Origin of the sequence: Enterobacter sp. V87_3 (genome assembly GCF_029967835.1) — a bacterium.
Classification (GTDB): domain Bacteria; phylum Pseudomonadota; class Gammaproteobacteria; order Enterobacterales; family Enterobacteriaceae; genus Enterobacter; species Enterobacter cancerogenus.
In genome coordinates this window covers 111,670-137,222 of sequence record NZ_JASCAM010000029.1, presented here as the reverse complement: position 1 = coordinate 137,222, position 25,553 = coordinate 111,670, and the positions used below count along the sequence as shown (strand labels likewise).

General features: G+C 56.7%; 23 protein-coding genes and 1 pseudogene. 13 read left to right on the top strand and 11 right to left on the bottom strand.

Going from position 1 to position 25,553, the window contains the following annotated elements:
• Window positions 1-301 precede the first annotated feature (301 nt).
• A pseudogene (locus QLG21_RS18135) lies at window positions 302-456 on the top strand (terminase); the annotation flags it as partial.
• Window positions 457-843: 387 nt separating this feature from the next.
• Here QLG21_RS18135 and QLG21_RS18130 read toward each other — a convergent pair.
• Complete coding sequence (locus QLG21_RS18130) at window positions 844-2,514, bottom strand: hypothetical protein (RefSeq protein ID WP_282484920.1); 1,671 nt, start codon at window positions 2,512-2,514, stop codon at window positions 844-846.
• A gap of 557 nt (window positions 2,515-3,071) precedes the next feature.
• Here QLG21_RS18130 and QLG21_RS18125 point away from each other — a divergent pair.
• The 3 genes from QLG21_RS18125 to arsC are packed head-to-tail and all read left to right on the top strand — an operon-like array spanning window position 3,072 to window position 5,167.
• Window positions 3,072-3,389, top strand: a complete 318-nt coding sequence (locus QLG21_RS18125) for a metalloregulator ArsR/SmtB family transcription factor (protein WP_220711265.1) — start codon at window positions 3,072-3,074, stop codon at window positions 3,387-3,389.
• A 44-nt stretch (window positions 3,390-3,433) separates the two neighbouring features.
• Window positions 3,434-4,726 (top strand): arsenic transporter, encoded by a 1,293-nt coding sequence (locus tag QLG21_RS18120; RefSeq protein ID WP_282484919.1) that lies wholly within the window; start codon window positions 3,434-3,436, stop codon window positions 4,724-4,726.
• Window positions 4,727-4,735: 9 nt separating this feature from the next.
• Window positions 4,736-5,167, top strand: a complete 432-nt coding sequence (gene arsC / locus QLG21_RS18115) for a glutaredoxin-dependent arsenate reductase (protein WP_006174283.1) — start codon at window positions 4,736-4,738, stop codon at window positions 5,165-5,167.
• Between the two features lie 19 nt (window positions 5,168-5,186).
• Here arsC and QLG21_RS18110 read toward each other — a convergent pair whose 3' ends face one another.
• Window positions 5,187-5,750, bottom strand: a complete 564-nt coding sequence (locus QLG21_RS18110; RefSeq protein WP_088207605.1) for a TetR family transcriptional regulator — start codon at window positions 5,748-5,750, stop codon at window positions 5,187-5,189.
• An 81-nt stretch (window positions 5,751-5,831) separates the two neighbouring features.
• Here QLG21_RS18110 and QLG21_RS18105 point away from each other — a divergent pair, with 81 nt between their 5' ends.
• Together QLG21_RS18105 and QLG21_RS18100 are read left to right on the top strand one after the other, a co-directional pair.
• On the top strand, window positions 5,832-7,043 hold the full coding sequence (locus QLG21_RS18105; RefSeq protein WP_006174280.1) for an MFS transporter: 1,212 nt from the start codon (window positions 5,832-5,834) through the stop codon (window positions 7,041-7,043).
• Window positions 7,033-7,845, top strand: a complete 813-nt coding sequence (locus tag QLG21_RS18100) for a Cof-type HAD-IIB family hydrolase (protein ID WP_282484918.1) — start codon at window positions 7,033-7,035, stop codon at window positions 7,843-7,845. Before QLG21_RS18105 ends, QLG21_RS18100 begins: the two co-directional genes overlap by 11 nt.
• A gap of 36 nt (window positions 7,846-7,881) precedes the next feature.
• Here the strand turns inward: QLG21_RS18100 and QLG21_RS18095 are convergent, their stop codons facing one another.
• On the bottom strand, window positions 7,882-9,114 hold the full coding sequence (locus QLG21_RS18095; RefSeq protein ID WP_102891181.1) for an MFS transporter: 1,233 nt from the start codon (window positions 9,112-9,114) through the stop codon (window positions 7,882-7,884).
• A gap of 167 nt (window positions 9,115-9,281) precedes the next feature.
• Here QLG21_RS18095 and QLG21_RS18090 point away from each other — a divergent pair, with 167 nt between their 5' ends.
• The 3 genes from QLG21_RS18090 to deoR all read left to right on the top strand — a co-directional run bounded on the left by QLG21_RS18090 (window position 9,282) and on the right by deoR (window position 11,452).
• A complete protein-coding gene (locus tag QLG21_RS18090) occupies window positions 9,282-10,010 on the top strand; it encodes a phosphatase PAP2 family protein (protein ID WP_042319381.1) in 729 nt (242 codons plus the stop codon).
• Between the two features lie 7 nt (window positions 10,011-10,017).
• Window positions 10,018-10,626, top strand: coding sequence for an undecaprenyl-diphosphate phosphatase (ybjG, locus tag QLG21_RS18085; RefSeq protein ID WP_282484917.1), 609 nt, complete (start codon window positions 10,018-10,020; stop codon window positions 10,624-10,626).
• Window positions 10,627-10,693: 67 nt separating this feature from the next.
• Entirely contained in the window at window positions 10,694-11,452 is a 759-nt protein-coding gene (gene deoR / locus QLG21_RS18080; RefSeq protein ID WP_088207609.1) for a DNA-binding transcriptional repressor DeoR, read from the top strand.
• 375 nt (window positions 11,453-11,827) lie between these two features.
• Here the strand turns inward: deoR and dacC are convergent, their stop codons facing one another.
• Window positions 11,828-13,033, bottom strand: a complete 1,206-nt coding sequence (gene dacC / locus QLG21_RS18075) for a serine-type D-Ala-D-Ala carboxypeptidase (protein ID WP_058610372.1) — start codon at window positions 13,031-13,033, stop codon at window positions 11,828-11,830.
• Between the two features lie 235 nt (window positions 13,034-13,268).
• On the opposite strand from dacC, the gene QLG21_RS18070 reads away from it, so the two are divergent.
• On the top strand, window positions 13,269-13,895 hold the full coding sequence (locus tag QLG21_RS18070) for a glutathione S-transferase family protein (protein WP_088207610.1): 627 nt from the start codon (window positions 13,269-13,271) through the stop codon (window positions 13,893-13,895).
• On the opposite strand, the gene QLG21_RS18065 is transcribed toward QLG21_RS18070, so the two are convergent.
• Window positions 13,896-15,014: a PQQ-dependent sugar dehydrogenase gene (locus tag QLG21_RS18065; RefSeq protein ID WP_282484916.1), complete on the bottom strand. Its 1,119-nt coding sequence runs from the start codon at window positions 15,012-15,014 to the stop codon at window positions 13,896-13,898.
• Window positions 15,015-15,121: 107 nt separating this feature from the next.
• On the bottom strand, window positions 15,122-15,505 hold the full coding sequence (gene bssR, locus QLG21_RS18060) for a biofilm formation regulator BssR (protein WP_282484915.1): 384 nt from the start codon (window positions 15,503-15,505) through the stop codon (window positions 15,122-15,124).
• A gap of 216 nt (window positions 15,506-15,721) precedes the next feature.
• Here bssR and rimO point away from each other — a divergent pair, with 216 nt between their 5' ends.
• Window positions 15,722-17,047: a 30S ribosomal protein S12 methylthiotransferase RimO gene (gene rimO, locus QLG21_RS18055; RefSeq protein ID WP_058610375.1), complete on the top strand. Its 1,326-nt coding sequence runs from the start codon at window positions 15,722-15,724 to the stop codon at window positions 17,045-17,047.
• 58 nt (window positions 17,048-17,105) lie between these two features.
• On the opposite strand, the gene gsiD is transcribed toward rimO, so the two are convergent.
• From gsiD to iaaA, 5 genes are read right to left on the bottom strand one after another with little or no spacing between them, the layout of a single operon-like run.
• A complete protein-coding gene (gene gsiD / locus QLG21_RS18050) occupies window positions 17,106-18,017 on the bottom strand; it encodes a glutathione ABC transporter permease GsiD (protein WP_058610376.1) in 912 nt (303 codons plus the stop codon).
• A gap of 1 nt (window position 18,018) precedes the next feature.
• Window positions 18,019-18,939, bottom strand: coding sequence for a glutathione ABC transporter permease GsiC (gene gsiC / locus QLG21_RS18045; RefSeq protein WP_006174252.1), 921 nt, complete (start codon window positions 18,937-18,939; stop codon window positions 18,019-18,021).
• Between the two features lie 8 nt (window positions 18,940-18,947).
• Window positions 18,948-20,486, bottom strand: coding sequence for a glutathione ABC transporter substrate-binding protein GsiB (gsiB, locus tag QLG21_RS18040; protein ID WP_282484914.1), 1,539 nt, complete (start codon window positions 20,484-20,486; stop codon window positions 18,948-18,950).
• Between the two features lie 23 nt (window positions 20,487-20,509).
• A complete protein-coding gene (gene gsiA / locus QLG21_RS18035; RefSeq protein ID WP_137848992.1) occupies window positions 20,510-22,375 on the bottom strand; it encodes a glutathione ABC transporter ATP-binding protein GsiA in 1,866 nt (621 codons plus the stop codon).
• 11 nt (window positions 22,376-22,386) lie between these two features.
• On the bottom strand, window positions 22,387-23,325 hold the full coding sequence (gene iaaA, locus QLG21_RS18030) for a beta-aspartyl-peptidase (protein ID WP_282484913.1): 939 nt from the start codon (window positions 23,323-23,325) through the stop codon (window positions 22,387-22,389).
• Window positions 23,326-23,514: 189 nt separating this feature from the next.
• Between iaaA and moeA the strand changes: the two genes are divergently transcribed.
• Together moeA and moeB are read left to right on the top strand one after the other, a co-directional pair.
• Window positions 23,515-24,747 (top strand): molybdopterin molybdotransferase MoeA, encoded by a 1,233-nt coding sequence (moeA, locus tag QLG21_RS18025; RefSeq protein WP_088207614.1) that lies wholly within the window; start codon window positions 23,515-23,517, stop codon window positions 24,745-24,747.
• Window position 24,748: 1 nt separating this feature from the next.
• On the top strand, window positions 24,749-25,501 hold the full coding sequence (moeB, locus tag QLG21_RS18020) for a molybdopterin-synthase adenylyltransferase MoeB (RefSeq protein ID WP_282484912.1): 753 nt from the start codon (window positions 24,749-24,751) through the stop codon (window positions 25,499-25,501).
• The last annotated feature ends 52 nt before the right edge of the window (window positions 25,502-25,553 follow it).

Below are 25,553 nucleotides of genomic sequence, written 5' to 3'. Positions count from 1 at the left end.
TGATGCGCAGAACTTTTAAGAAAGGGGGCAGTCATAACTATTGCCACTGCTTTTCTTTGATGTCCCCAATTTGTGGAGCCCATCAACCCCGCCGTTTTGGTTCAAGGTTGATGGGTTTTTTGTTGCCTGAAATTCAGATCCCTTCTAATCAGAAACTTACAAAAAAATCTTTTCCATGAATGGCGACAAAGGGGCGGCAGCGCTTTTACTATGGCGGCAATAGGCAGTAATAAACTCGTCAGCGAAGGGTCAGTATCAGTAAGGTAAGTGTTCATGCATTCTTTTCGGATGAGGTGGTGCAGCGTTAATTGACGCCATTACTAACGTCCTCAACCGGATTATTCTCTCAACCAGTAAGGCGCAGGCGCACGTCTTTAAGCTGTACATCATCGACTTTGCAAAAGAGTTTGATGTGATCCGATGACGTTACGCAAGGACGCATGCCTGTACTTCCTCATCCACCAGGCAATGAAAAGCCCCAAAAATTTGGGTAACTTTCGCAACCTGTTTATGTATTCGCCGAATAGGAAAAAGGGCGGGATTCAGATCATCCCATTGACAGAGGTGGCGGCAAAGGATGAATTTCTGAATATCAAGAACGTGAGCCGGGACGACATGATGTCAGCGCGCCGCGTACTGCCGCAGATGATTGGGATTATGCCGAGTAATGTTGGTGGATTTAGGAATGTGAAGAAGGCGAGCAAAGCATTTATGCGAAATGAATTGATATCTTTGCAAAAGTGCTTGCAAGAAATTAATATTTGCTATGATGAGGAAATAATTAACTTTCAAAGTTACACCTTGAATTGAAAAAGGGCCACTACGGCCCTGTCCTTTTAAAAATCACTTCCGACTAAACATTAGACCTGTCGCTGTTTTTTTATAATTATTCATTTTCTCATGACTGCTTTTAAAGCTGGTACGTATATCCTTTAGGGTCGGCAATCCTATACTGCCTAAAACTACGCTTGCCATAGCAAGTTCAGGTTTATTAATCAATGCAGAAGCCATCCCAAATGCACCATTTACTATAAACGGAACAACTTCAACACCCAAAATTTTCAACTTATCTCTTTTGACTTTCTCTAAGAAACGCTGATGCTGAATGAATGCTCTATCAACATTATCAATAACTCTTTGTGATGTTGCATCGTAATTTCTTGGCGATGTGTTAATTAATTCAGAAACACCGCTCGATAAAATATCCCTGACCTCAGGCATTAATCCATTACGACGGATATCTAATATATTCTTTATTGGAACATTGCCGAGCCACGAAAACCCATCATTCATGCCTTTAGACAAAGCATTTACCATATGAAGATTTTTTAAAGCTGCTTCATCAAAATTAAAACCTAAAGCTTCATATTCCATTAACCATTTATAGTATGTCCAAGAAGTATCGGCATTAATATATGGTGTACTTCTTAACTCCTGAGCATTCATTCTTGCGGCTAGAGCTTGGGGCATACGCCCCACACAAGAGAGCATTACTTCAATTCCGGGAGTATCTTCCAGAGCAGGAGTCACTAGCCTTTCTTTACTTGCCATATGCTGTTCTAACTGAGCGCGACCAGCTGGTCCCCACTCAGTGTCAAAGAGCAATCGATCAGGGCGTTTCAATTCTTTAAATAATTTATCAAAATCAGTTAAAGAAGAGCTAAATTCATGCAAATCTTCCATACTCTCAAACTCACGATCATATAAATAATGCGCATGCGCAAGAATGAATGGTAATGAACGTTGATGGAGCTCCTCTTGACTCTCGTCCTTAAAATTATTTTTTTCTGGCAGAACAAGAGCAATAGCAGGTTCAATTTCCTCTAAAGCAAGTTCACGATACGTCATACATGTTAGAACGTGTTTAATTAATAAGTAACAAAAGTACTTCTTATCAGTCACACCATGCAACCCTCCAACCCTTAGTATTGGGCAAGGCAAAATAATTGTATCTACATATAAGCCTGTAGTCGATACCGCATTTTCACTATAAGATGGGAATAGATCACCTGCAAAATTTGCTTTTAGCTGCTTACCATCTTGTAGATGAACCTCTCCTATTTCATAGACTGCCGACCAAAAACCTCTGACATCATTCAATAAATCGGGAAATATTTCATCAAGATGTTTTACGATATCTTCTTGTTCAGAAACCACATGAGCTATCTGATAAGGTTCAGCCTTGCTTTTGATCATATTTTCATAGAAGGCTGCGAAATTTCCGAATAAAATTTTGAAATATGTTTCTTGAAAATCAACGATAGTATATTTTTTTTTGATTTCATTGCGCTCAAAAAAGTGCTGTACCGCTACGCCCATAGCTCTTATACGTCCGTCGACAGTGGTAGGGTCGACTTTACCATCAGCACGAAGTCTAATTTTTTGGAAGCTTTCTTTGAAGCCAGCCTCTAGATGATTGGAAATAAATAGCTTTCCAGCCTCAAACTGACTTTGAATCAAAAATACCCTATCGGTCAAATCCGCGATGTATGATTCGTCAACGTCTCTGTTCATAACTTCTCCAGCTTAAGCCTACAATTCGAAGGGTAATTGAATGGAAAGCTATCATTGATCCTACTTAAGTCTAATACAACTATTTCCATCATTTGCGCTCGCTCGTATCCCGCTACGCCTACCCGCAATTTTTAGTAATTTTCATGTAGGTGCATGACAGGCCGGAAAGCGTGCCAGCTCTGCGCTCCCGTTCCGATCCTTTTTGAATCATGCAACTCCATGCACCATAGACATGCACTGCTTATTCAAACCGCAGGATTCCATATGGGAGGGAGTTTCCCATGGTGCGGAATCACAATGCGTGCTCTCATCCTGCCCTACTCCATATTCATTCAACTTGGTATCGAGATCGCTCACCACTCCGACAGCCATGAAATCGCAACTTCCTTGTCGTCATCGCTACAATCTGTAGCTGGCAACCAGTCTGGCCATAACGTTTATCCGCTGCAATATAAGTAACGCCATAAACAAAGCATACGTAACGCCCTCTCTTCCCTTTCCCTACTCAAACATATATGCTTAACCATATATGTTTCATCCAACCTCCAGGACTCCCAATGCAACACCCCGTCCACCTTTTCAAGGCTCTTTCAGACCAAACGCGGCTGTCCATCGTGATGCTTTTGCGTGAGGCGGACGAGCTGTGCGTCTGCGATCTCTGCGCGGTGACTGGTGAGTCGCAGCCTAAAATTTCGCGTCATATGGCGTTGCTGCGCGAGTCCGGGCTGGTTCTCGATCGCAAGGAGGGCAAGTGGGTCTATTACCGATTGTCACCCGCCATTCCGGCGTGGGCGGCCGCCATTATCGACAGCAGCTGGAACTGCCTGAGAGAGGAGACCCGCCTGAAGCTCAAAAACAGGGCGGGCTCGTGTTGAGCAGAACTCACACATTCACTAAAACATATATAACGGAGTAAACGATGTTGCTGGCAGGGGCTATTTTTCTCTTCACGCTGGTTCTGGTTATCTGGCAACCCAAAGGGCTAAGTATCGGGTGGAGCGCCACGCTGGGTGCCGTGCTGGCGCTGGTAAGCGGGGTCGTTCACATTAACGACATTCCGGTGGTCTGGAATATCGTGTGGAACGCGACAGCGACCTTTATCGCCGTCATTATCATCAGCCTTCTTCTGGATGAGTCCGGCTTTTTTGAGTGGGCGGCGCTGCACATCGCCCGCTGGGGTAACGGCCGGGGGCGGCTGCTTTTTACCTATATCGTTCTGCTGGGCGCGGCGGTGGCGGCGCTGTTCGCCAACGATGGCGCTGCGCTGATATTAACGCCTATCGTGATCGCGATGCTGCTGGCGCTGGGCTTCAGCAAACAGGCCACCCTCGCCTTTGTGATGGCGGCGGGGTTTATTGCCGACACCGCGAGCCTGCCGTTAATTGTCTCGAACCTGGTTAACATCGTCTCGGCAGATTTCTTCACGCTGGGCTTCAGCGAATACGCTTCGGTCATGGTCCCGGTGAATATCGCGGCTATCGCCGCCACGCTGGTGATGCTACACCTGTTCTTTCGCAAAGAGATCCCGCCGACCTACGAGCTGGCGAAACTTCGTCAGCCCGCCCTTGCCATCCACGATGTCGCCACCTTCAGAACAGGCTGGGTCGTGCTGCTTCTGCTGCTGATCGGCTTCTTTGTGCTTGAGCCGCTCGGCATTCCCGTCAGCGCCATTGCGGCGTCGGGCGCGTTAATTTTATTTGCCGTGGCAAAACGCGGACAGGCGATCAATACCGGCAAAGTGCTCCGCGGGGCACCGTGGCAAATCGTCGTCTTCTCGCTGGGAATGTATCTGGTGGTTTATGGTCTGCGCAATGCCGGGCTGACGGACTCCTTATCCGGCGTGTTGTCTATGCTGGGCCAGCATGGACTCTGGGCCACCGCGTTGGGCACCGGCTTTATTACCGCCTTCATGTCTTCGGTGATGAACAATATGCCGACGGTGCTGATTGGCGCCCTGTCGATTGAGGGCAGCACCGCGTCCGGGGTGATCAAAGAAGCGATGATTTATGCCAACGTGATTGGCTGCGATTTGGGTCCCAAAATCACGCCGATCGGCAGCCTGGCGACGCTGCTCTGGCTGCACGTGCTGGCGCAGAAAAATATGTCGATCGCCTGGGGCTATTATTTCCGAACGGGCATCATCATGACCGTGCCCGTATTGTTCGTGACGCTCGCCGCGCTGGCGTTACGACTCTCTTTTACACTGCAATGAGTAACCGATATGAGCCACATCACCCTCTACCATAACCCGGACTGCGGCACCTCGCGCAATACTCTCGAGATGATCCGCAACAGCGGTAATGAACCCGAGATCGTCTTGTATCTCGACACGCCGCCGTCGCGCGAAACGCTGTGTAAGCTGATCGCGGACATGGGCATCTCGGTACGGGATTTACTGCGCACGAACGTCGAGCCCTATGCGCAACTCGGGCTTGCCGATGGGCAGTTCAGCGACGAACAGCTGATTGATTTCATGCTGCAATACCCGATCCTCATCAATCGCCCGATTGTCGTGACCCCGCTGGGAACGCGCCTGTGCCGCCCTTCTGAACGCGTGCTGGATATTTTGCCCGATCCGCAGCGCGCGGCGTTTACCAAAGAGGACGGCGAAGCGGTGGTCGACGCGTCGGGAAACAAAATTCGCGGGAAATAGTCCCGACTGGCCCTGCCGTTTAGCGCAGGGCCGTGCGGCTCCCCTCGCCTGCAATTCTCCCCACCATCGTGCGGATCTCCTCCCGCGTTAACGGTACTCTGTCGGTAACGTAGTGCAGCGTCATCCCCTCGATAAACGCATCCAGCGCGCGGGCCGTCGCCGGATCAAACCACTGTTCAAGCGTGGTCTGGCTCATTTTCATCCAGTCCTGCATCACGGTTTTCAGCGCTGCGCTACGGTTCATAAAGGCGTACAGCTGGTACATCAGCGCCATGTTGTGCGGCGTGGTCACTTCCGAACTGTGGATTAAGGTCGTGATGGACTCGCACGCCATCTCCGGCCCGCTGACCCCGGCAAAGTAATCCCGATACTGCTGCGACATCTTCCGCGTGAACCACGTAAACGCCTCCTCCAGCAGCGGTTCCTTGCCGTCGAAATAGTAGGTCATCGACCCCAGCGGCACGCCTGCGCAGCTGGCGATTTTACGGTGCGTGACGGCGTGGATCCCGTGCTCGGCAATGGTATCCAGGGTCGCCTGGAGGATTTTCTCGCGGCGATGAGGATCGTTGGGGGGTCTGCTCATAAATACCTCATGTAGTTTATGTACAAATGTACACAAACTTGCTAGTGTTGTCGCTATTGTTGTACTTCTGGTGCTTACCCAATGACGCTGACCTCCCCTCGTAAAGCCCTGCAGCTACGCATGTGGGCGCTGTTTATGTTCTTCTTTATTCCCGGGCTGCTGATGGCCTCCTGGGCGACACGTACGCCCGCTATCCGCGACATTTTATCCGTCTCAACCGCGGAGATGGGCATCGTGCTGTTCGGTCTGTCGATTGGTTCCATGAGCGGCATTCTGTGCTCCGCCTGGCTGGTGAAGCGCTTTGGCACGCGGGCGGTGATCCGCACCACCATGTGCTGCGCGGTGCTGGGCATGGTGGTCCTGAGCGTGGCGCTGTGGTTTGCTTCTCCGCTGATGTTTGCGCTGGGGTTGACGGTCTTTGGCGGCAGCTTCGGCGCGGCGGAAGTAGCGATCAACGTTGAAGGGGCAGCCGTTGAGCGCGAGGTGAACAAAACGGTACTGCCGATGATGCACGGCTTTTACAGCCTCGGCACGCTGGCGGGCGCGGGCGTTGGCATGGCGCTGACGGCGTTTGGCATTGCGGCGAATCTGCATATTTTGCTGGCGGCGCTGGTATGCATTATCCCCATTTTGACCGGCATCCGGGCTATCCCCGACGGTACGGGCAAAAACTCGACCGGGGAGCAAAAATCTGCGGCGAAAGGGCTGCCGTTCTATCGCGATATTCAGCTCATGCTCATCGGCGTGGTGGTGCTGGCGATGGCCTTCGCCGAAGGCTCCGCCAACGACTGGCTGCCGCTGCTGATGGTTGACGGTCACGGCTTCAGTCCCACCTCCGGCTCGCTGATTTATGCCGGATTTACGCTCGGCATGACGGTGGGGCGCTTTACCGGCGGCTGGTTTATCGACCGTTACAGCCGCGTGGCGGTGGTTCGCGCCAGCGCCCTGCTGGGCGGGTTAGGCATTGCGATGATCATCTTTGTGGATGTCGACTGGATTGCCGGCGTCTCGGTTATCCTCTGGGGTCTGGGCGCCTCGCTCGGCTTCCCGCTAACCATTTCCGCCGCCAGCGATACCGGCCCGGACGCGCCAACGCGGGTCAGCGTGGTAGCGACAACCGGCTATCTCGCCTTCCTGGTGGGGCCGCCGCTGCTCGGCTTCCTGGGTGAGCACTACGGGTTGCGCAGCGCGATGCTGGTGGTGTTAGGGTTAGTGATTATTGCCGCACTGGTGGCGCGTGCGGTCGCAAAACCGGAAGCAGAACAGACACTGGAGAATGGATATGAGCGTTAAGCTGATTGCAGTAGACATGGATGGAACCTTCCTGAGCGATGCCAAAACCTATAACCGGCCGCGTTTTCTGGCGCAGTATGCGCGTATGAAAGCCCAGGGCATCCGCTTTGCGGTGGCCAGCGGGAATCAATACTACCAGTTGATCTCCTTTTTCCCGGAGATCGCCCACGAGATTGCCTTTGTGGCCGAGAACGGCGGCTGGGTCGTCTGCGCCGGGGAAGATGTCTTTAACGGCGAACTGTCGAAAGAACACTTTGATACCGTCGCCGCCGTGCTTAACGACGTCGTGGGGATTGAGATTATCGCCTGCGGCAAAAGCAGCGCCTACACGCTAAAAGAGTATAACGACGCCTTCCACGACATCGCGGCGAAATACTATCACCGTCTGGAGAAGGTCAGCCATTTTGGCAACCTGAACGATATCTTCTTCAAGTTCGGGCTTAACGTCTCCGATGACGAGATCCCGCGCATTCAGGCCCTGCTGCATGAAAAGCTCAACGACATTATGGTGCCGGTGACCACCGGCCACGGCAGTATCGACCTGATTATCCCGGGCGTGCACAAGGCGAATGGTTTGCGGATCCTGCAACAGCGCTGGGGCATTGAGGACAGCGAAGTGCTGGCCTTTGGTGACAGCGGCAACGACGTGGAAATGCTGCGCCAGTCGGGCTACAGCTTTGCTATGGCCAATGCCGGACCGCACATCAAGGCCGTCGCCCGCTACGAAGCCCCGAACAATAACGAGGAAGGCGTGCTGGATATCATTGAAAAAGCGTTGAACGGGGAAGCGCCGTTTAACTGAGTTGAGGCCCTCTCCTGCACGGAGAGGGCAATTCGCTTACGGCTGTAACGCGCTGCCGACGCGTTTATCTTTCAGGAACACCACCATCAGCCCCACCCACAGCAGACCGTTTGCGAGGTTAAACAGGCTGAACAGCCCATTGCCGCCGAAAGCGTAGGCATGCTTGCTCACTTCGATTCCCACGGTGAAGATCAGCATCTGCAACATGCCCATTGCGGCGGACACCGTGCCTTTACTCATCTCGCTGGCAAACAGCGTCAGACGTACCAGCCCGGCGTTCGCCAGGCCAATCCCGAAGGCATAAATGCTCAGCCCCGCCGTCATCCACAGGTAGGCATGGGAGGACGCAACTGTTGCAACCGCCGCCACCATCAGCCCTGCCGCAATCGGCCAGCCGCCCATAACGATCAGCGACCGCACGGTGCGGCGCGCGGTCAGGCGGGCCAGCACCAGGTTACCCAAAATCAGCGCGCCAAAAATCGGCACCTGCAGCAGGCCATACTCGTAGCTGCTGAGCTGCTCGCCGCTGATGATAATGACCGGTGACTGGGCAATCCACGCCAGCAGCGGCAGGCTAACAAAGCCCGTCGCCAGCGCACCCGCCACAAAGCGGACGTTCTTCAGAACCAGTTTGTAATCCCGGCCCAGCTCTTTCAGAGAGAGCTTCTCCCCCAGGCGCGTAGCGGTTTCGGGCATGGCGCGGTGCAGGCCAAAGAAGGAGATGGCGGCAAGCAAGGCGAAAAGCACAAACATGCCTTCCCACGGTGCAACGTGTACCCACGCCGCCCCCACCAACGGTCCTAACAGCGGCGCAATCAGCGCGACGTTAGCCATCAGCGCCGTAATTTTGATACAGACCGCCTCTTCAAACGATTCCTGAATGGCGGCATAGCCCACCGCGCCGATAAAGCACAAGCTCACCCCCTGCAGGAAGCGCAGCAGGGTAAATTGCTCGATGTTTTGCGCGAGCAGCGTGGCGAGGCAGGTCACGATAAACCATACCACGCCGGTCAACATCACCGGACGACGGCCAATACGATCCGACAGCGGCCCCAAAAGCCACTGCAGAAACATGCCGCCAGCCAGATAGGCGGTCATGGAGGTCGGCACCCATTCAATACCTGCGTTGTACTGTTCGACAACGGCCAGCATCCCGGGCTGGATCATATCGTTGCCGATATAGGTAGAGAATTCGTAGAGCACCAGACACAGAGGGAAAAGTAACGCCTGACGACCCAGACGGTTACCGGAAGAAGAACGGTTTAACATGCCATCTCTTTATAAAGAAAAAATCGCGATGAGTGTAATGAATTGCCGCAGCCTGAGATAGTAAATAATCGAGACGAAACAGAAATAAAGCACGTATCGTTGTCGTTTAAGGTTTCCTTAAGTTGCCCCCTTTAAGATAGCCTTTTTTCCCGTTAATGACCTTGACTATGGCACACGGCGTCAGCCCTTCAGAATTATCTAACTTACAGACAGATAAGACTAAATCCCTTTACCGATTACCGGTACGCTTTTATGGTTATCAGCTTTTCGTGCTGTTAATCCTCGCGGTGCTGTTTATCTGGCTGTCTCGCGATGAAACGCTCGACAAATGGATCACCGGCTTTTGGTATGACGCGGCGACACACGGTTTTCCGCTACAGCAAAATCACCTGCTGGATCTGATCAACCACCGGCTGGCGAAATACGTTGCGATTACAACTGGCGCGCTGGCGCTGATTATCGGGGCCTGGCGACGCAATACCCGGCTGGTCACTGCCGCCCTGCTGATGGGGCTGGGTGCGCTGGTGGTCGGTGCGCTGAAAAGCATAAGCCACCACAGCTGCCCGTGGGACCTGGTGGAGTACGGCGGAAAAGCGCTTTCGTACCCGCTGTTTAGCGCGGTCCCTGAGGGCAGCGGCCCCGGGCGTTGTTTCCCCGGCGGGCATGCATCGAGCGGCTTTATGCTGATGGGGCTGTTTTTTGCCTTCTGGCGCGAACGTCCGCGACTGGCCTGGGCCTGTGTCGCACTGGGCGTGATTGCCGGGCTGGCGATGGGCTACGGGCAGGTTATGCGCGGCGCGCATTTTTTCTCTCACAACCTGTGGGCCGGGTGGTGGGTTTGGTTTTCTCAGGTGGCCGTCTACGGGCTGGTTTCTACCTGGTTTGCAAAAGAGTGACGAGGGTATGTTAGAAAATCTAAATTACAGTCTGTTCTATCTGATTAACGCCACCCCCGCTTCCCCGGCGTGGATGATCGATTTTGCCACCTTTATCGCGCGCGATGTGATAAGCATAGTGCCCGCGCTGGCCGTTATTCTGTGGCTGTGGGGGCCGCGCAAGCAGGTCGATGCGCAGCGCCAGCTGGTGATCAAAGTGGCGATGGCTATCGGCGTCAGCGTGGTGACAAGCTATTTGCTCGGCCACGCCTTCCCGCACGACCGTCCGTTTGTCGATCACGTCGGCTATAACTTCCTGCATCACGCCCCGGACGACTCCTTCCCGAGCGACCACGGCACGGTGATCTTCACCTTTGCGCTGGCATTCCTGTTCTGGCATCGCCTGTGGTCTGGTGCGCTGCTGATGGCCATGGCGCTCGCTATCGCCTGGTCTCGCGTCTATCTTGGCGTGCACTGGCCGCTGGATATGGTCGGCGGGTTCCTGGTCGGGCTGATTGGCTGCGTCAGCGCGGCTATTCTCTGGAGCTTCTTTGGTCCGGCGCTGCATCGCGGGCTATCTGTGGTGTACCGCACCCTCTTCGCGCTGCCGATCCGTAAAGGCTGGATACGTGACTAACCCCGCGCTGACAGGTTACACTTGAACCCCCGCCCTGCGGGGGTTCACTTTTTCAGCCCGAGGATCTATGGAAACACGCCGCGATGACCGCATAGCCCAGCTGCTACAGGCGCTGAAGCGCAGTGATAAGCTGCATCTCAAAGAGGCCGCCACGCTGCTTGGCGTTTCAGAGATGACCATTCGTCGTGACCTGAACAGCAACAGCGCGCCCGTGGTGCTGCTGGGTGGGTACATTGTCCTGGAACCCCGCAGCGCCAGCCACTATCTGATAAGCGATCAAAAAACGCGTCTGGTTGAAGAGAAACGCCGGGCCGCACGGCTTGCCGCCTCCCTGGTCCAGCCGCATCAAACCCTGTTTTTTGACTGTGGCACCACCACGCCGTGGATCATCGAAGCCATCGACAGCGCCATCCCCTTCACGGCGGTCTGTTATTCCCTGAACACCTTTCTGGCGCTACAGGAGAAACCCGAGTGCCGGGTTATCCTTTGCGGCGGCGAGTTCCATGCCAGCAACGCCATCTTCAAGCCGCTTAACCTGCACGACACGCTGAGTAATGTCTGCCCGGATATCGCGTTTTATTCCGCGGCGGGCGTCAATGTGCGCCAGGGAGCGACCTGCTTTAACCTGGAAGAACTGCCGGTGAAGCACTGGGCGCTCAATGCAGCGCAGTACCACGTGCTGGTGGTGGATCACAGTAAATTTGGCAAGGTGCGTCCGGCGAGAATGGGCGAGCTGGCACAGTTTGACGCCATCGTCAGCGACTGCCGCCCGGATGATGACATCGTGGCCTGCGCGAAAACGCAGCAGGTGAAGTTGATGTATTGAGGTTTTACCGGGTGCGTGCTTTCCCCCTCTCCCTGTGGGAGAGGGTTGGGGTCAGGCCATCAGGCCGCAACGCACTCTGGTTCGCCGGGTGGCGGCTTCGCCTTACCCGGCCTACGGGCCCGTGTTTTCGCCCTCTCCCCGTGGGAGAGGGTTGGGGTGAGGGGATCAGGCCGCAATACACTCTGGTTCGCCGGGGGGCGACTTCGCCTTTCCCGGCCTACGGGCCCGTGTTTTCCCCCTCTCCCCGTGGGAGAGGGTTGGGGTGAGGGCATCAGGCCGCAATACACTCTGGTTCGCCGGGGGGCGGCTTCGCCTTACCCGGCCTGGGTTCGAGCCGATGCAGGCCGGGTTAACGCAACGCCACCCGGCAAACACTTAGCTAAACCAGCTGCCAAACCATCCGTGGAATTTCATTAATACAAAGTCCCACATCCGGCTGAAGAAGCCGCCCTCTTCGACCGCCTCCATGACGATCAGCGGACGCTGCTCAATGGATTTACCGTTCAGCTGGAAATCAATCGTCCCGACAACCTGGCCCTTTTTCAGCGGCGCGGTCAGCTGCGGATCGGTCAGGGTATAGCTGGCTTTCAGGTTTTTCAGCTGACCGCGAGGAATGGTCACCGAACCCGCTTCGCCCGCGCCAAGATTCACGTCGCGCTTATCGCCAAACCAGACGCGCTGGCTGATGAACGTCGCATCCGGCTTGATTGGCGTGACGGTTTCGAAGAAGCGGAAGCCCCAGGTCAGCAGTTTTTCCGATTCGTTAAAGCGAATGCGGTCGGTTTTGGTGCCAAGCACGACCGAAATCAGGCGCATATCGCCCTGCGTGGCGGACGCCACGAGGTTATAACCCGCACCTGCCGTCGTCCCGGTCTTCATGCCGTCGACGTTCACGTTGCTGCTCCACAGCAGACGGTTACGGTTCGGCTGGCGGATTTTATTGAAGGTAAACTCTTTCTCTTTGTGGATGGCGTACTCTTCCGGCACGTCGTGGATCAGTGCTTTGCCCAGCAGCGCCATATCACGCGCGGTACTGAACTGCCCCGGCGCGTCCAGACCGTGAACGGTCTTAAAGGTGGTGTTGGTCAGACCCAGCCTTTGCGCATAGCCATTCATCAGGCCGATAAAGGAATCCTGGCTGCCCGCCACGTAATCCGCCAGCGCAATACAGGCATCGTTGCCTGACTGGATTATCACCCCTTTGTTCAGGTCGGAGACCGATACCCGATCGCCCGGTTTCAGGAACATCACCGATGAACCGCGCAGCGCCGGGTTACCGGTTGCCCACGCGTCTTTCCCGACGGTCACCATGTCATCGAGCTTAATTTTTCCGGCCTTCAGCGCCTGACCCACCACATAGCTGGTCATCAGTTTGGTCAGGCTGGCAGGATCGAGTTTTTCGTCGGCGTTCCCTTCCGCCAGCACTTTACCACTGGCGTAATCCATTAAGATCCAGGCACGCGCATCAACCGGAGGCGCTTCGGGCGCCGCCTGTTCCGCCGCATAGAGCGTGGGTGCAAAAAGGAAAAGAAGCGCAGAGCCCGCCGCCAGGCTGCGCAGAGAAGAAGTTTTTAGCGTCATAAATGCCACCCGAGTGTCCATTCTAAAAATTACGTCACATCACCGTGTCGCAACAAGCGATGAGTAATAGCGCACTACAACTGTTAAGGAAACCTCAACCAGGTAAAGTTTTTAAAGTTTATGCAATACCCGACGGATACGCTTCGATTCACGGGATTTTTTTCTCTTCTGTTGCGTAATTGTTAGGTTTATCTCACCATGGCGACTCTCAGGTTTGACTATTTGGGGAATAACAATGATTACGCTGTGGGGCAGGAACAACTCGACCAACGTGAAGAAAGTTCTGTGGACGCTGGAAGAGCTGGATTTACCGTTTGAGCAGGTGATGGCAGGTTTACAGTTTGGGGTGAATAAAGAGGCCGAGTATCTCGCCATGAACCCGAATGGCCTGGTGCCGTTGCTGCGCGACGAAGAGACCGGCGTCACGCTCTGGGAGTCGAATACTATCGTGCGGTATCTGGCCGCCCAGTACGGCCAGAGCCGTCTGTGGATTGAAAACCCCGCCAGCCGTGCGCAGGGTGAAAAATGGATGGACTGGGCGAACCAGACGCTCTCCCCGACCCACCGCGTGATCCTGATGGGCCTTGTGCGCACGCCAGAACCCGAGCGCGATTACCCTGCCATTCACGCCGCGCAGGACGCCTGCGAAGGGCTGTTCGCCATGATGGACGAGGAGCTGTCTCAACACGCCTGGTTCTCCGGCGATGCCTTTGGCACAGGCGACATTGCCGTTGCGCCGTTCGTCTGGAACCTGACCAACCTGGGGCTTAAATGGACGCCGCGCCCGCACCTTGAGCGCTGGCTCGCGCAGCTCAGCGAGCGCCCGGCGTACCGTAAAACCGTGATGATCCCGGTAAGCTGATCACCCGCCGGACGGGCTGACTTTCAGCAGTTGCCCGTCCGTCTCGTCGGTCAGGACGTACAGATAACCATCCGGCCCGACGCGCACGTCGCGAATACGCTGATCTCTGTCCCCCAGGATCCGTCCCTCTTCCGTCACCTTGTTGCCATCAACGTTCAGCACGATAACGTCCTTTTCTTTCAGCGCCCCGATGAACAGCCTGTTTTTCCACTGCGGGAAAACGTCGCTGTTATAGAACGCCATGCCGCTTACCGCGGGGGAGACTTTCCAGACGAACAGCGGTTTTTCCGTGCCTTCGACGTGCTCGCCTTTGGCCTCCGGGATCTTCAGGCCGCTGTAGTTAATACCGTGCGTAGCCAGCGGCCAGCCGTAGTTTTTGCCTTTTTCCGGGATATTAATCTCATCCCCGCCGCGTGGGCCGTGCTCATTAAGCCACAGCGTGTCGCTCCACGGGTTCATCGCCATGCCCTGCGGGTTGCGAATGCCATAGGACCAGATTTCAGGCCGTGCGCCGGCGGTGTTCACAAAGGGGTTATCAGGCGGGACTTTACCCTCTTCGGTCAGGCGAACCACTTTGCCCTGCAGTTTGTCGAGATCCTGCGCCGTTGCGCGCTGGTTGTTCTCGCCAAGGCCGATGAATAAATAGCCTTTACCGTCAAACACCAGTCGGCCACCAAAATGGTTACCGGTGGAGAGTTTCGGCATCTGGCGGAAGACCACCTGGAAGGCTTCAATGCGCGAAAGATCGTCGCTCAACCTGCCGTAGCCCACCGCCGTGCCCGCTTTCCCGTCCTGTCCCGCTTCGGCGTAGCTCAGCCACACCCGGCGCGATGTGTCAAAATCCGGGGCCAGCACTACGTCCAGCAGTCCCCCCTGGCCGTTCGCCCATACCTTTGGCACACCGACGATGGGATCGGATAACCCCTTCCCGGCCTGCCAGTGCTTAAGCTGGCCTCCCTTCAGGGTGACAAGCAGGCCTTTATTGTCGGGCAGAAAGGCCATCGACCAGGGGTGATCGAGTCGGTTTTGCAGCACCTCAACCTTAACCGCACTGGGCGCAGCCAGGAGCGAGACGGGGAAAAATAACGCAGGGAGGAAAATCAACGAGGATCGATGCATAACGCGCTCCTTTATCAGCATATGGCATAAAGATTAGCCACAACGTCCGGGCGCGTTACCACTTTTACAAAAGCTTAATCAGAAGGGGGAGTTGCCTCCCCCGGGGCTTAGTGCTGTTCGAGCTTCGCGTGCTCGTTCAGACACATAATGCATAGCGAGATCGTAGTCAGGCAGTTTTCGAGCTTCTCTGCGTTAACGGCGATAAACGTTGGGCAGTCATGACGTCCGGTCATCAGGCATACCCCTGCTGCGGTGAGCATTTCGGCGGCACGACGCAGGGCAATCAGTTCGCTCTCGTCGTACTCCATTTTCAGGATCGGGGCTTTTTCACGCATGAAATTGCACAGTTCAAACAGATTATCACGCAGATGTTCGCTTTCGCTGACTGACATATAGCCTTTCGCTTTTCTTAACTGCAGATAGGCGGCAAGGTCGATGCGGGCATTGATCAGCTTGTTCAGCAGTTCGCGCTTCAGTCTGTCAACGGACATGCTTTTTCCTCCTCTGTCAGCCATGTTGCATAATGAGCATAAGGTTATTTTTTGTACAATGTAATGTATGAGATCAATAAATCGTAACTGATTAACATTCTTTACAATGTAACAACGTTCGGGAGCGTCATCTGCCCCGCAAAGAGTGTATAAATCGCCCGCGATACGCTGTAAAATCCCGCCCTGATAACTCCATAATTGATGAATTTTTAACCTATGAGCAATGTTACGCACCCGCCGAAGATTGGCTTCGTCTCCCTCGGCTGCCCGAAAAACCTGGTAGATTCTGAACGCATCCTGACCGAACTTCGTACCGAAGGCTATGACGTGGTGCCAAGCTACGACAACGCTGACATGGTGATTGTGAATACCTGCGGTTTTATCGATAGCGCGGTTCAGGAGTCGCTCGAAGCCATTGGTGAAGCGCTGACGGAAAACGGTAAAGTGATTGTGACCGGCTGCCTGGGTGCCAAAGTGGATCAAATCCGCGAAGTACACCCGAAGGTTCTTGAGATCACCGGTCCGCACAGCTACGAGCAGGTGCTGGAACATGTGCACCACTATGTGCCAAAACCAAAGCACAATCCGTTCCTGAGCCTGGTGCCGGAACAGGGCGTGAAGCTGACCCCGCGCCACTATGCCTACCTGAAGATTTCCGAAGGCTGCAACCACCGCTGCACCTTCTGCATCATTCCGTCCATGCGTGGCGATCTGGTGAGCCGTCCGATTGGCGAGGTGCTGGCCGAAGCTAAACGTCTGGCCGATGCTGGCGTGAAAGAGCTGCTGGTGATTTCGCAGGACACCTCCGCCTATGGCGTTGACGTCAAGCACCGTTCAGGCTTCCACAACGGCGAACCGGTGAAAACCAGCATGGTCGGCCTGTGTGAACAGCTCGCGAAACTGGGTATCTGGACGCGTCTGCACTACGTCTACCCGTATCCGCACGTTGACGATGTGATCCCGCTGATGGCGGAAGGCAAAATCCTGCCGTACCTGGATATTCCGCTGCAGCATGCCAGCCCGCGCATTCTGAAGCTGATGAAACGCCCTGGCTCCGTTGACCGCCAGCTGGCGCGCATCAAGCAGTGGCGTGAGATCTGCCCGGACCTGACCCTGCGTTCGACCTTTATCGTTGGCTTCCCGGGTGAAACCGAAGAAGATTTCCAGATGCTGCTCGACTTCCTGAAAGAAGCCCGTCTGGATCGCGTAGGCTGCTTCAAATACAGCCCGGTGGACGGCGCGACCGCTAACGAACTGGCGGATCAGGTGCCGGAAGAGGTAAAAGAGGAGCGCTGGAACCGTTTCATGCAGCTGCAACAGCAGATCTCTGCCGAACGTCTGCAGGAGAAAGTGGGCCGTGAAGTGCTGGTCATTATCGATGAGGTGGACGAAGAAGGCGCCATTGGCCGCAGCATGGCGGACGCCCCTGAAATCGACGGCGCGGTCTACCTGAACGGCGAAACCAACGTGAAACCGGGTGATATCATTCGCGTGAAAGTTGAAAACGCCGACGAGTATGACCTGTGGGGAAGCCGGGTGTAATTTCTGCCCTTACCCTGCCCCTCTCCCACCGGGAGAGGGGATCACAATCCCTCTCGAATTACCCTTTCACTTTCGGATCCAGCGCGTCGCGCAGTCCATCCCCTAACAGATTAAACGCCAGCACGGTCAGGAAGATCGCCAGACTCGGGAAGATGGCGACGTGGGGGGCAATCACCATATCCGCCCTGGCTTCGTTGAGCATCGCGCCCCACTCCGGCGTGGGCGGCTGCGCGCCCAGCCCCAGAAACGACAGGCTGGCCGCCGAAATAATCGACAACCCGATACGCATCGTGAAATAGACCACGATAGACGACACCGTGCCCGGCAGAATATGGCTGAACAGGATCGTGGCATCGCTGGCCCCCATGCTGCGCGCCGACTCGATAAAGGTCTGCTGCTTAATCACCAGCGTATTGCCGCGTACCAGGCGTGCAAAGGCCGGGATGGAAAACACGGCCACCGCGATGATCACGTTCGCCATGCCGCTGCCCATAATGGCGACCACCGCAATAGCCAACAGAATGCCCGGGAAGGCAAACAGCACGTCGCACACGCGCATGATGATGCGATCCCACCAGCCTTCGTAATACCCGGCAACCAGGCCTAATACCGTTCCGATAACCGCGCCAATCAGCACGGCAAACACCCCGGCGGTGAGCGAAATCTGCGCCCCGACCAGCACACGGCTAAAAATATCGCGCCCCAGGGAATCAACGCCAAACCAGTGCATCATCGACGGCCCGTCGTTCAGGCGGTCGTAATCAAAATAGTTTTCCGCATCAAAGGGGGCGATCCACGGGGCGAGGATCGCCACCGCGATCAGCAGCAGCACGAACAGCCCCGCCGCCATCGCCACGGGCTGACGGCGAAAACGCCGCCAGAATTCGAACCACGGGGTGCGGATATGGTCCGGTTTCACCCCCGGCATCGCGTTTAAAATGGCCTGACGTCGCCAGTTCAACAATCGCATCTTATTTGTACCTGATGGCCGGATTAATGGCGGCGTAAAGCACATCCACCACTAAGTTGATAAGAATAAACTCCAGCGAGAAAAGCAGCACTTCCGCCTGAATCACCGGGTAATCGCGCATGTCGACCGAGTCGACCAGCAGACGCCCCAGCCCCGGCCAGTTAAACACCTTCTCCACCACGATAGAGCCGCCCAGCAGGAAGCCAAACTGCAGCCCCATCATCGTCACCACCGGGATCATCGCATTACGTAAGCCGTGTTTAAGAATGACCCACTTCTCACTCACCCCTTTCGCCCGCGCGGTGCGGATGTAATCCTCGCTCAGCACCTCAACAAACGAGGCGCGGGTAAAGCGCGCCATCACCGCCGCCACGGCAGCGCCCAGGGTCAGGGAGGGCAGGATATAGTGCTTCCAGGTATCGGCCCCGACGGTCGGGAGCCAGCCCAGCTCTACGGAGAAAATCTGCATCAGCAGCATGCCGAGCGCAAAAGCCGGGAAGGAGATCCCCGTCACGGCCAGCGCCATGCCGAGCTTATCCGGCCAGCGGTTGCGCCACACGGCGGCGACAATCCCGGCCCCCAGGCCGAACAGCACCGCCCAGCCCATGCTGGCAAGGGTCAGCCAGAACGTCGGCATGAAGCGGCTGGCAATCTCTTCCGACACCGGGCGGCGCGAGACCATCGAGGTACCAAAATCACCCTGCAGCACGTTCGCCATGTAGTGCAGGAACTGTTTATACAGCGGCTGATCGAGGCCCAGCTGTTTGCGCACCAGGTCAATCACCGTCGCATCGGCTTCTGGCCCTGCAATCAGCCGCGCCGGATCGCCCGGCAGCAGATGGACAAACAGGAACACCAGCACCGCCACGATGAACAGGGTCGGGATAAGCCCCAGCAGCCGTTTACACACATAATTCAACATGGGTTATCTTATTTTAAATCCGCGTCATCAAAGCTAAAGCCCGTGTCCGGCATGATATAGAAGCCGGTCAGCGCTTTGTTATGCGCAGAAACCAGTTTTTCCACCACCAGCGGCACCCACGGTGACTCTTTCCAGATGGTGTCCTGAGCCTCTTTATAAAGGCGCGCTTTCTCCTCCGGTTTGGTGGTTTTCAGCGCGTCGGCCAGGTCTTTGTCCACCTGCGGGTTGCTGTAAAACGCGGTGTTAAACAGCGTTGGCGGCCAGTTCTGTGAAGCAAACAGCGGCGACAGCGCCCAGTCGGCTTCACCCGTCGAGGCCGTCCAGCCGGTGTAGAACATCCGCACCCCGCTCTCTTTCTGGCCTTTGCCCTCCACTTCTGCCGCACGCTGCCCGGCATCCATAGCGGTAACCTGCGCCTTAATCCCCACCTGCGCCAGCTGCTGCTGGGTGAACTGCAGCACTTTCTGCGCGGTACTGTGATTATGGGAAGACCACAGCGTGGTGCTAAAGCCGTTCGGGAAACCGGCCTCTTTTAACAGCTCGCGCGCTTTAGCCGGATCGTACGGCCACGGCTGGTACTGTTGGGCATAGTCAATCGACGGCGGCAGCACGCCCGTTGCTGGCGTGGCGAAGCCCGCGAAGGCCACCTTCACCAGCGCCTGACGGTTAATGGCATAGTTGATGGCTTCACGCACCTTTGGGTTATCAAACGGCTTTTGCGTCACGTTCATGCTGATGTAGCGCTGCATGATGGACGGGCTGGCAACCAGCTCCAGCTTGCTGTTTTTCTGCAAAATCGCCGCCTGCTCATAGGGGATCGGGAAGGCGAACTGCGCCTCGCCGGTTTGCAGCATCGCCGCGCGGGTGTTGTTGTCCACTACCGGACGCCAGGTAATGGTGTCGAGCTTCGGCAGGCCCGGCTGCCAGTATCCGTCGAACTTCTTCACCTTCACAAAGTCGGTCTGGTTCCAGGTCAGCAGCTCGTACGGGCCGGTGCCCACCGGGTGAAAGCCGATCTCCTGGCCATATTTTTTCAGCGCCGCCGGGGAGATCATGGCCGTCGCCGGATGCGCCAGAATATTGATAAAGGCCGAGAACGGCTCTTTCAGGGTGATTTTCACCGTGGTCGGATCCACTACCTCGGTACTGCGGATATTTTTATACAGATTATACCGCTTGAGGCTGTTGTCCGGGTTGCTGGCGCGGTCAAGGTTGACCTTCACCGCGCCAGCATTGAAATCGGTCCCGTCCTGGAACTTCACGCCGCTGCGCAGCTTAATGGTATACACCAGCCCGTCATCGGAGACGGTATACCCCTCTGCCAGCACGTTTTTCAGCTTCATATCCTTATCCAGGCCAAACAGCCCCTGGTAGAATGATTTCGCCACCGCCTGTGACAGGGTGTCGTTTGCGTCATACGGGTCCAGCGTGGTGAAGTTAGACCCCACTGCGACCACCACATCTTTGGCAGCAAATGCGGGGGCGGCGGCCAGTGCCATCGCCACGCTCGCGGCTAACCACCCTGTCCGGGCAACAAATTTAACCATGGTGTTCTCCTGCCTGTTGTAAGTTATAACCGCGAGAAGGCATTGTCCTGGCGCGGGGGGGCCACAAAATGTCCGGGGCCGACCTCACGCAGCGCCACGCGCTCCATGTGCTCACCCCGTTTACGAATATTGCTCGGCATTTCATCCTGCAGGAGCACGCGCCGGGCATGGCGATGGGCAGGATCGGCAACCGGCACCGCCGCCATCAGCTTGCGGGTATAGGGGTGCTGCGGGTTCTCAAAGACCGCCCGCCGCGGGCCAATCTCCACAATTTGCCCCATGTACATCACCGCCACACGATGGCTTATCCGCTCCACCACGGCCATATCGTGAGAAATAAACAGGAACGCGATGCCTAAATCGCGCTGAAGATCGAGCAGCAGATTGATGATTTGCGCACGGATTGAAACATCCAGCGCCGAGACGGATTCGTCTGCAATCACCACTTTTGGGTTCAGCGCCAGCGCGCGCGCAATACAGATGCGCTGGCGTTGGCCGCCGGAAAACTCATGCGGATAACGCCAGGCGTGTTCCGGCTTGAGGCCCACGCGCTCCAGCAACCAGGCCACACGACGCTGGGCAGCTTCGCCGTCGAGCAGGTTATGCACCCGCAGCGGCTCCATAATGGAATAGCCTACCGTGTGGCGCGGATCGAGAGAGGCGAACGGGTCCTGGAAAATAAACTGGATATCCCGGCGCACCGCCTGCAGCCTGCTGTCCGCAAGGGTATCGATACGCTCACCGTTAAAGGTGATGCTCCCCTCCTGAGACGCCACCAGCCTGAGCAGCGCCCGTCCGGTGGTGGATTTCCCGCAGCCGGACTCGCCCACCAGCGCCAGCGTCTCGCCCGGCCAGAGGTCGAAACTGACGTTTTCCACCGCATGCACTTCGCGTTTTACGCGGTTGAAGATGCCGCTGCGCAGCGGGAAACGGGTCACCAGATTACGCACTTCCAGAATTGGCTTGCCCGCCACCACGGTATCCTGCTCGACTTCCGGTTGCGGTTCCTCGCCCTGAATAATCAGCGGGAATCGGCGCGGTAAATCGCTGCCGCTCATGGCCCCCAAGCGCGGGACCGCCGCCAGCAGCGCTTTGGTGTAGGGATGAGCCGGAGCATGAAAAATCTGCTCCACGCGTCCGGTTTCCACCACCTGGCCCTGATGCATGACCAGCACGCGATCGGCGATATCCGCCACCACGCCCATATCGTGGGTGATAAAGATCACCCCCATCTCCATCTCTTGCTGCAGCACTTTAATAAGCTGGAGGATCTGCGCCTGAATAGTAACATCCAGCGCCGTGGTTGGTTCGTCGGCGATCAGCACGGCCGGACGGCACGACAGCGCCATCGCGATCATCACGCGCTGACGCATCCCGCCGGAGAGCTGGTGCGGGTAACGCCCTAAAATCGATTGCGCTTCGGGAATGCGCACCCGGTCAAGCATCCGCTTCGCCTCAAGGAGCGCCTCATCGCCGCTCAGCCCCTGATGCAGGCGTATTGATTCGGCGATCTGTTCGCCCACCGGAAAGACCGGGTTCAGGGAGGTCATCGGCTCCTGGAAGATCATCGCGATGTCCGCCCCGCGCACGCGCTGCATCTGCGAGGCGCTCAGGGCGTTGAGATCCGTCACCTGGTGGTTACGACGGCGCAGCAGCAGCCTGTCGCTGGTGACCTGCCCGCCCGTCTGTTCCAGCAGACGCATCAGCGCCAGCGCGGTGACCGATTTCCCGGAACCGGACTCACCGACAATCGCCAGCGTTTCGCCGCGGTTCAGCGAAAACGATAAATTTTGCACGGCGGGGATGAACTGCCGCTCCTCCTGGAACGCAATGTTCAGTTGATGGACGGACAGTACTTCCCGGCTGTCCATCGCTTCAGCGTGCGGCACGTTTTGCCCCCTTATTCACGATAAATTCCCGTACTGGGTTCGTCACCAGCATAACCCCAGGCGCGATACATCCCTTCACTGTTGAAGGGCAGCGCGACGTTGCCTTCACGATCCACCGCAATGACGCCGCCGACGCCGCCCAGCGCCGGCAGTTTTTCCATCACCACCCGCTCACAGGCTTCGGCCAGGCTAAGCCCGCCGTAGTCCATCAGAGCGGTAATGTCGTACGCCGCCAGCGCGCGGATAAACACTTCCCCGGTGCCGGTGCAGGAGACCGCCGCCGTCGCGTTATTGGCATAGCATCCCGCACCCGGCAGCGGGCTGTCGCCTACCCGACCCGGTAGTTTGTTAGTCATTCCGCCAGTCGAGGTGGCGGCGGCGAGGTTGCCCGCCTTATCGAGCGCCACGGCACCTACCGTGCCCATTTTGGTGCGCTCGTCCAGCGGCGCATCGTGATCGAGCCGGGTCATGCCCGCCGTACGGGCTTCCAGCAGCTGCTCGTAGCGCGCCGGGGTCGAGAACAGATTGGCCGATACCCGCTCCATCCCGCAATCATGGGCAAACTGTTCCGCGCCTGCTCCCGTCAGCAGCACGTGCGGGCTTTGCTCCATCACCAGACGCGCCGCCAGGACGGGGTTACGCAGATGACTCACGCCCGCCACGGCCCCCGCTTTCAGGGTCACCCCGTCCATCACGCAGGCATCCAGCTCGTGCGTCTCATCGCGCGTATACACCGAGCCAATCCCCGCATTAAATAACGGGCACTCCTCCAGCAGACGCACGGCCTCGGTGACCACATCCAGCGCGCTCTCCCCGGCTTCCAGCATGTGCTGGCCGGTTTCCACGATGGCAGAAAGCGCGTCAATATACCGCTTTTCCTGTTCGGGACTGAGCATTGCGCGGGTGATTGCCCCGGCGCCACCATGAATCGCGATTACCGCTTTGACCATTTCCCATCACCCGTTAGCCAGACCTGCGGCTTTTTCTATAAATATCATTATCGTCGCTGAAACTTCAGATGATTTTTGAATATAGAAAGACGCCACTGTGATGTAAAGCGTACACCCATCGGGTCATACTGTTAGCGGCACTTTTCTGCCATAATGGGCGCTTTCGTTGTTACTGTGCAGGAGCCACCCATGGATTTTAACGCCGGACTGATGCCGCTTGAGACGGCACTCACGCAGATGCTCGACCGCATTTCCCCGCTGCAAGACGCAGAATCGCTGCCGCTGGTGCGCTGTTTCGGTCGGATTGCCGCACGCGATATCGTCTCCCCACTCAACGTGCCCGGGTTCGATAACTCTGCGATGGACGGTTATGCGGTGCGCCTGGCGGATCTCCAGACGGGCAAGGCGCTGCCGGTGGCGGGTAAAGCATTTGCGGGCCAGCCGTTTAGCGGCGAATGGCCTGAAGGCACCTGCGTGCGGATCATGACCGGCGCGCCGGTCCCGCAAGGCTGCGAAGCCGTGGTGATGCAGGAAGAGACCGAACAGACCGACGACGGCGTGCGGTTTACCGCCAGCGTCAGGGCAGGCCAGAACATTCGTCGCGCGGGCGAAGATATCACCCTTGGCGCCACGGTGTTTGCCGCCGGGCAAAAGCTGACGGCTGGCGAACTGCCGGTACTGGCTTCGCTCGGTATTGCCGATATCGAGGTGATTCGCAAGGTGCGCGTGGCGGTGTTCTCCACCGGCGACGAGCTGCGCCTTCCGGGCCAACCGCTGCAGGACGGCCAGATTTACGACACTAACCGCCTGGCGGTACACCTGATGCTGGAGCAGCTGGGCTGCGAGGTGATTAACCTTGGCATCATTCCTGACGATCCCGATCGGTTGCGCGCGGCGTTTATTGAAGCAGATAACTGCGCCGACGTGGTGATCAGCTCCGGCGGCGTATCGGTTGGCGAAGCGGATTACACGAAAACTATCCTCGACGAACTGGGTGAAATCGCCTTCTGGAAGCTGGCTATCAAGCCGGGCAAACCTTTCGCCTTCGGCAAGCTTGAGCACAGCTGGTTCTGCGGTCTGCCGGGCAACCCGGTCTCTGCGGCCCTTACCTTCTACCAGCTGGTGATCCCGCTGCTGACCAAACTTTCTGGCAGCCATACCCGCCCGCTGCCTGAACGCCTGCGCGTGCGGGCGGCGACGCGCCTGAAAAAGTCGCCGGGCCGTCTCGATTTCCAGCGCGGCATTCTGGCAGCGGGTGCCGACGGCGAGCTGGAGGTGAGCACCACAGGTCACCAGGGGTCGCACATCTTTAGCTCCTTCAGCCAGGGCAACTGCTTTATCGTGCTGGAGCGCGAGCGCGGCAACGTAGAAGCGGGCGAATGGGTTGAGGTCGAACGCTTTAACCACCTGTTCGGAGGCTAAGATGACGGTGGAACTGAGCGACCAGGAGATGATGCGCTATAACCGCCAGATCGTCCTGCGCGGGTTTGACTTCGAAGGACAGGAAGCGCTTAAGGCCGCGCGCGTGCTGGTGGTTGGCCTCGGAGGCCTGGGCTGCGCTGCTGCACAGTATCTCGCCGCCTCGGGCGTAGGCCAGATGACGCTGCTGGATTTTGATACCGTCTCGGTATCGAACCTGCAGCGCCAGACGCTGCACAGCGACGCAACCCTGGGTCAGCCGAAAGTGGAATCTGCCCGGGCGGCGCTGGCGCGTATTAATCCCAACGTTCAGTTCACGCTCATTGACACCGCGCTGGATGACGCAGCGCTCTCCGCACAGATTGCGCAGCACGATCTGGTTCTCGACTGTACCGATAACGTCGCCATTCGTAACCAGCTCAACGCAGGCTGTTTTGCGCACAAAGTCCCGCTGGTCTCCGGCGCGGCGATCCGCATGGAGGGCCACATCAGCGTTTTCACCTACGCCGACGGTGCGCCCTGCTACCGCTGCCTGAGCCGCCTGTTTGGCGAGAATGCGCTGACCTGCGTCGAAGCGGGAGTAATGGCGCCGTTAGTCGGCGTGATAGGTTCGCTGCAGGCAATGGAAGCAATCAAGGTGCTGGCGCATTACGGTACGCCTGCTGCGGGGAAAATCGTGATGTACGACGCGATGACCTGCCAGTTCCGCGAGATGAAGTTAATGCGCAATCCGGGATGTGAGGTGTGCGGCCAGTAAAAAAGTCGGGTGGCGGCTTCGCCTTACCCGACCTACGGTTTTCTCCCTCTCC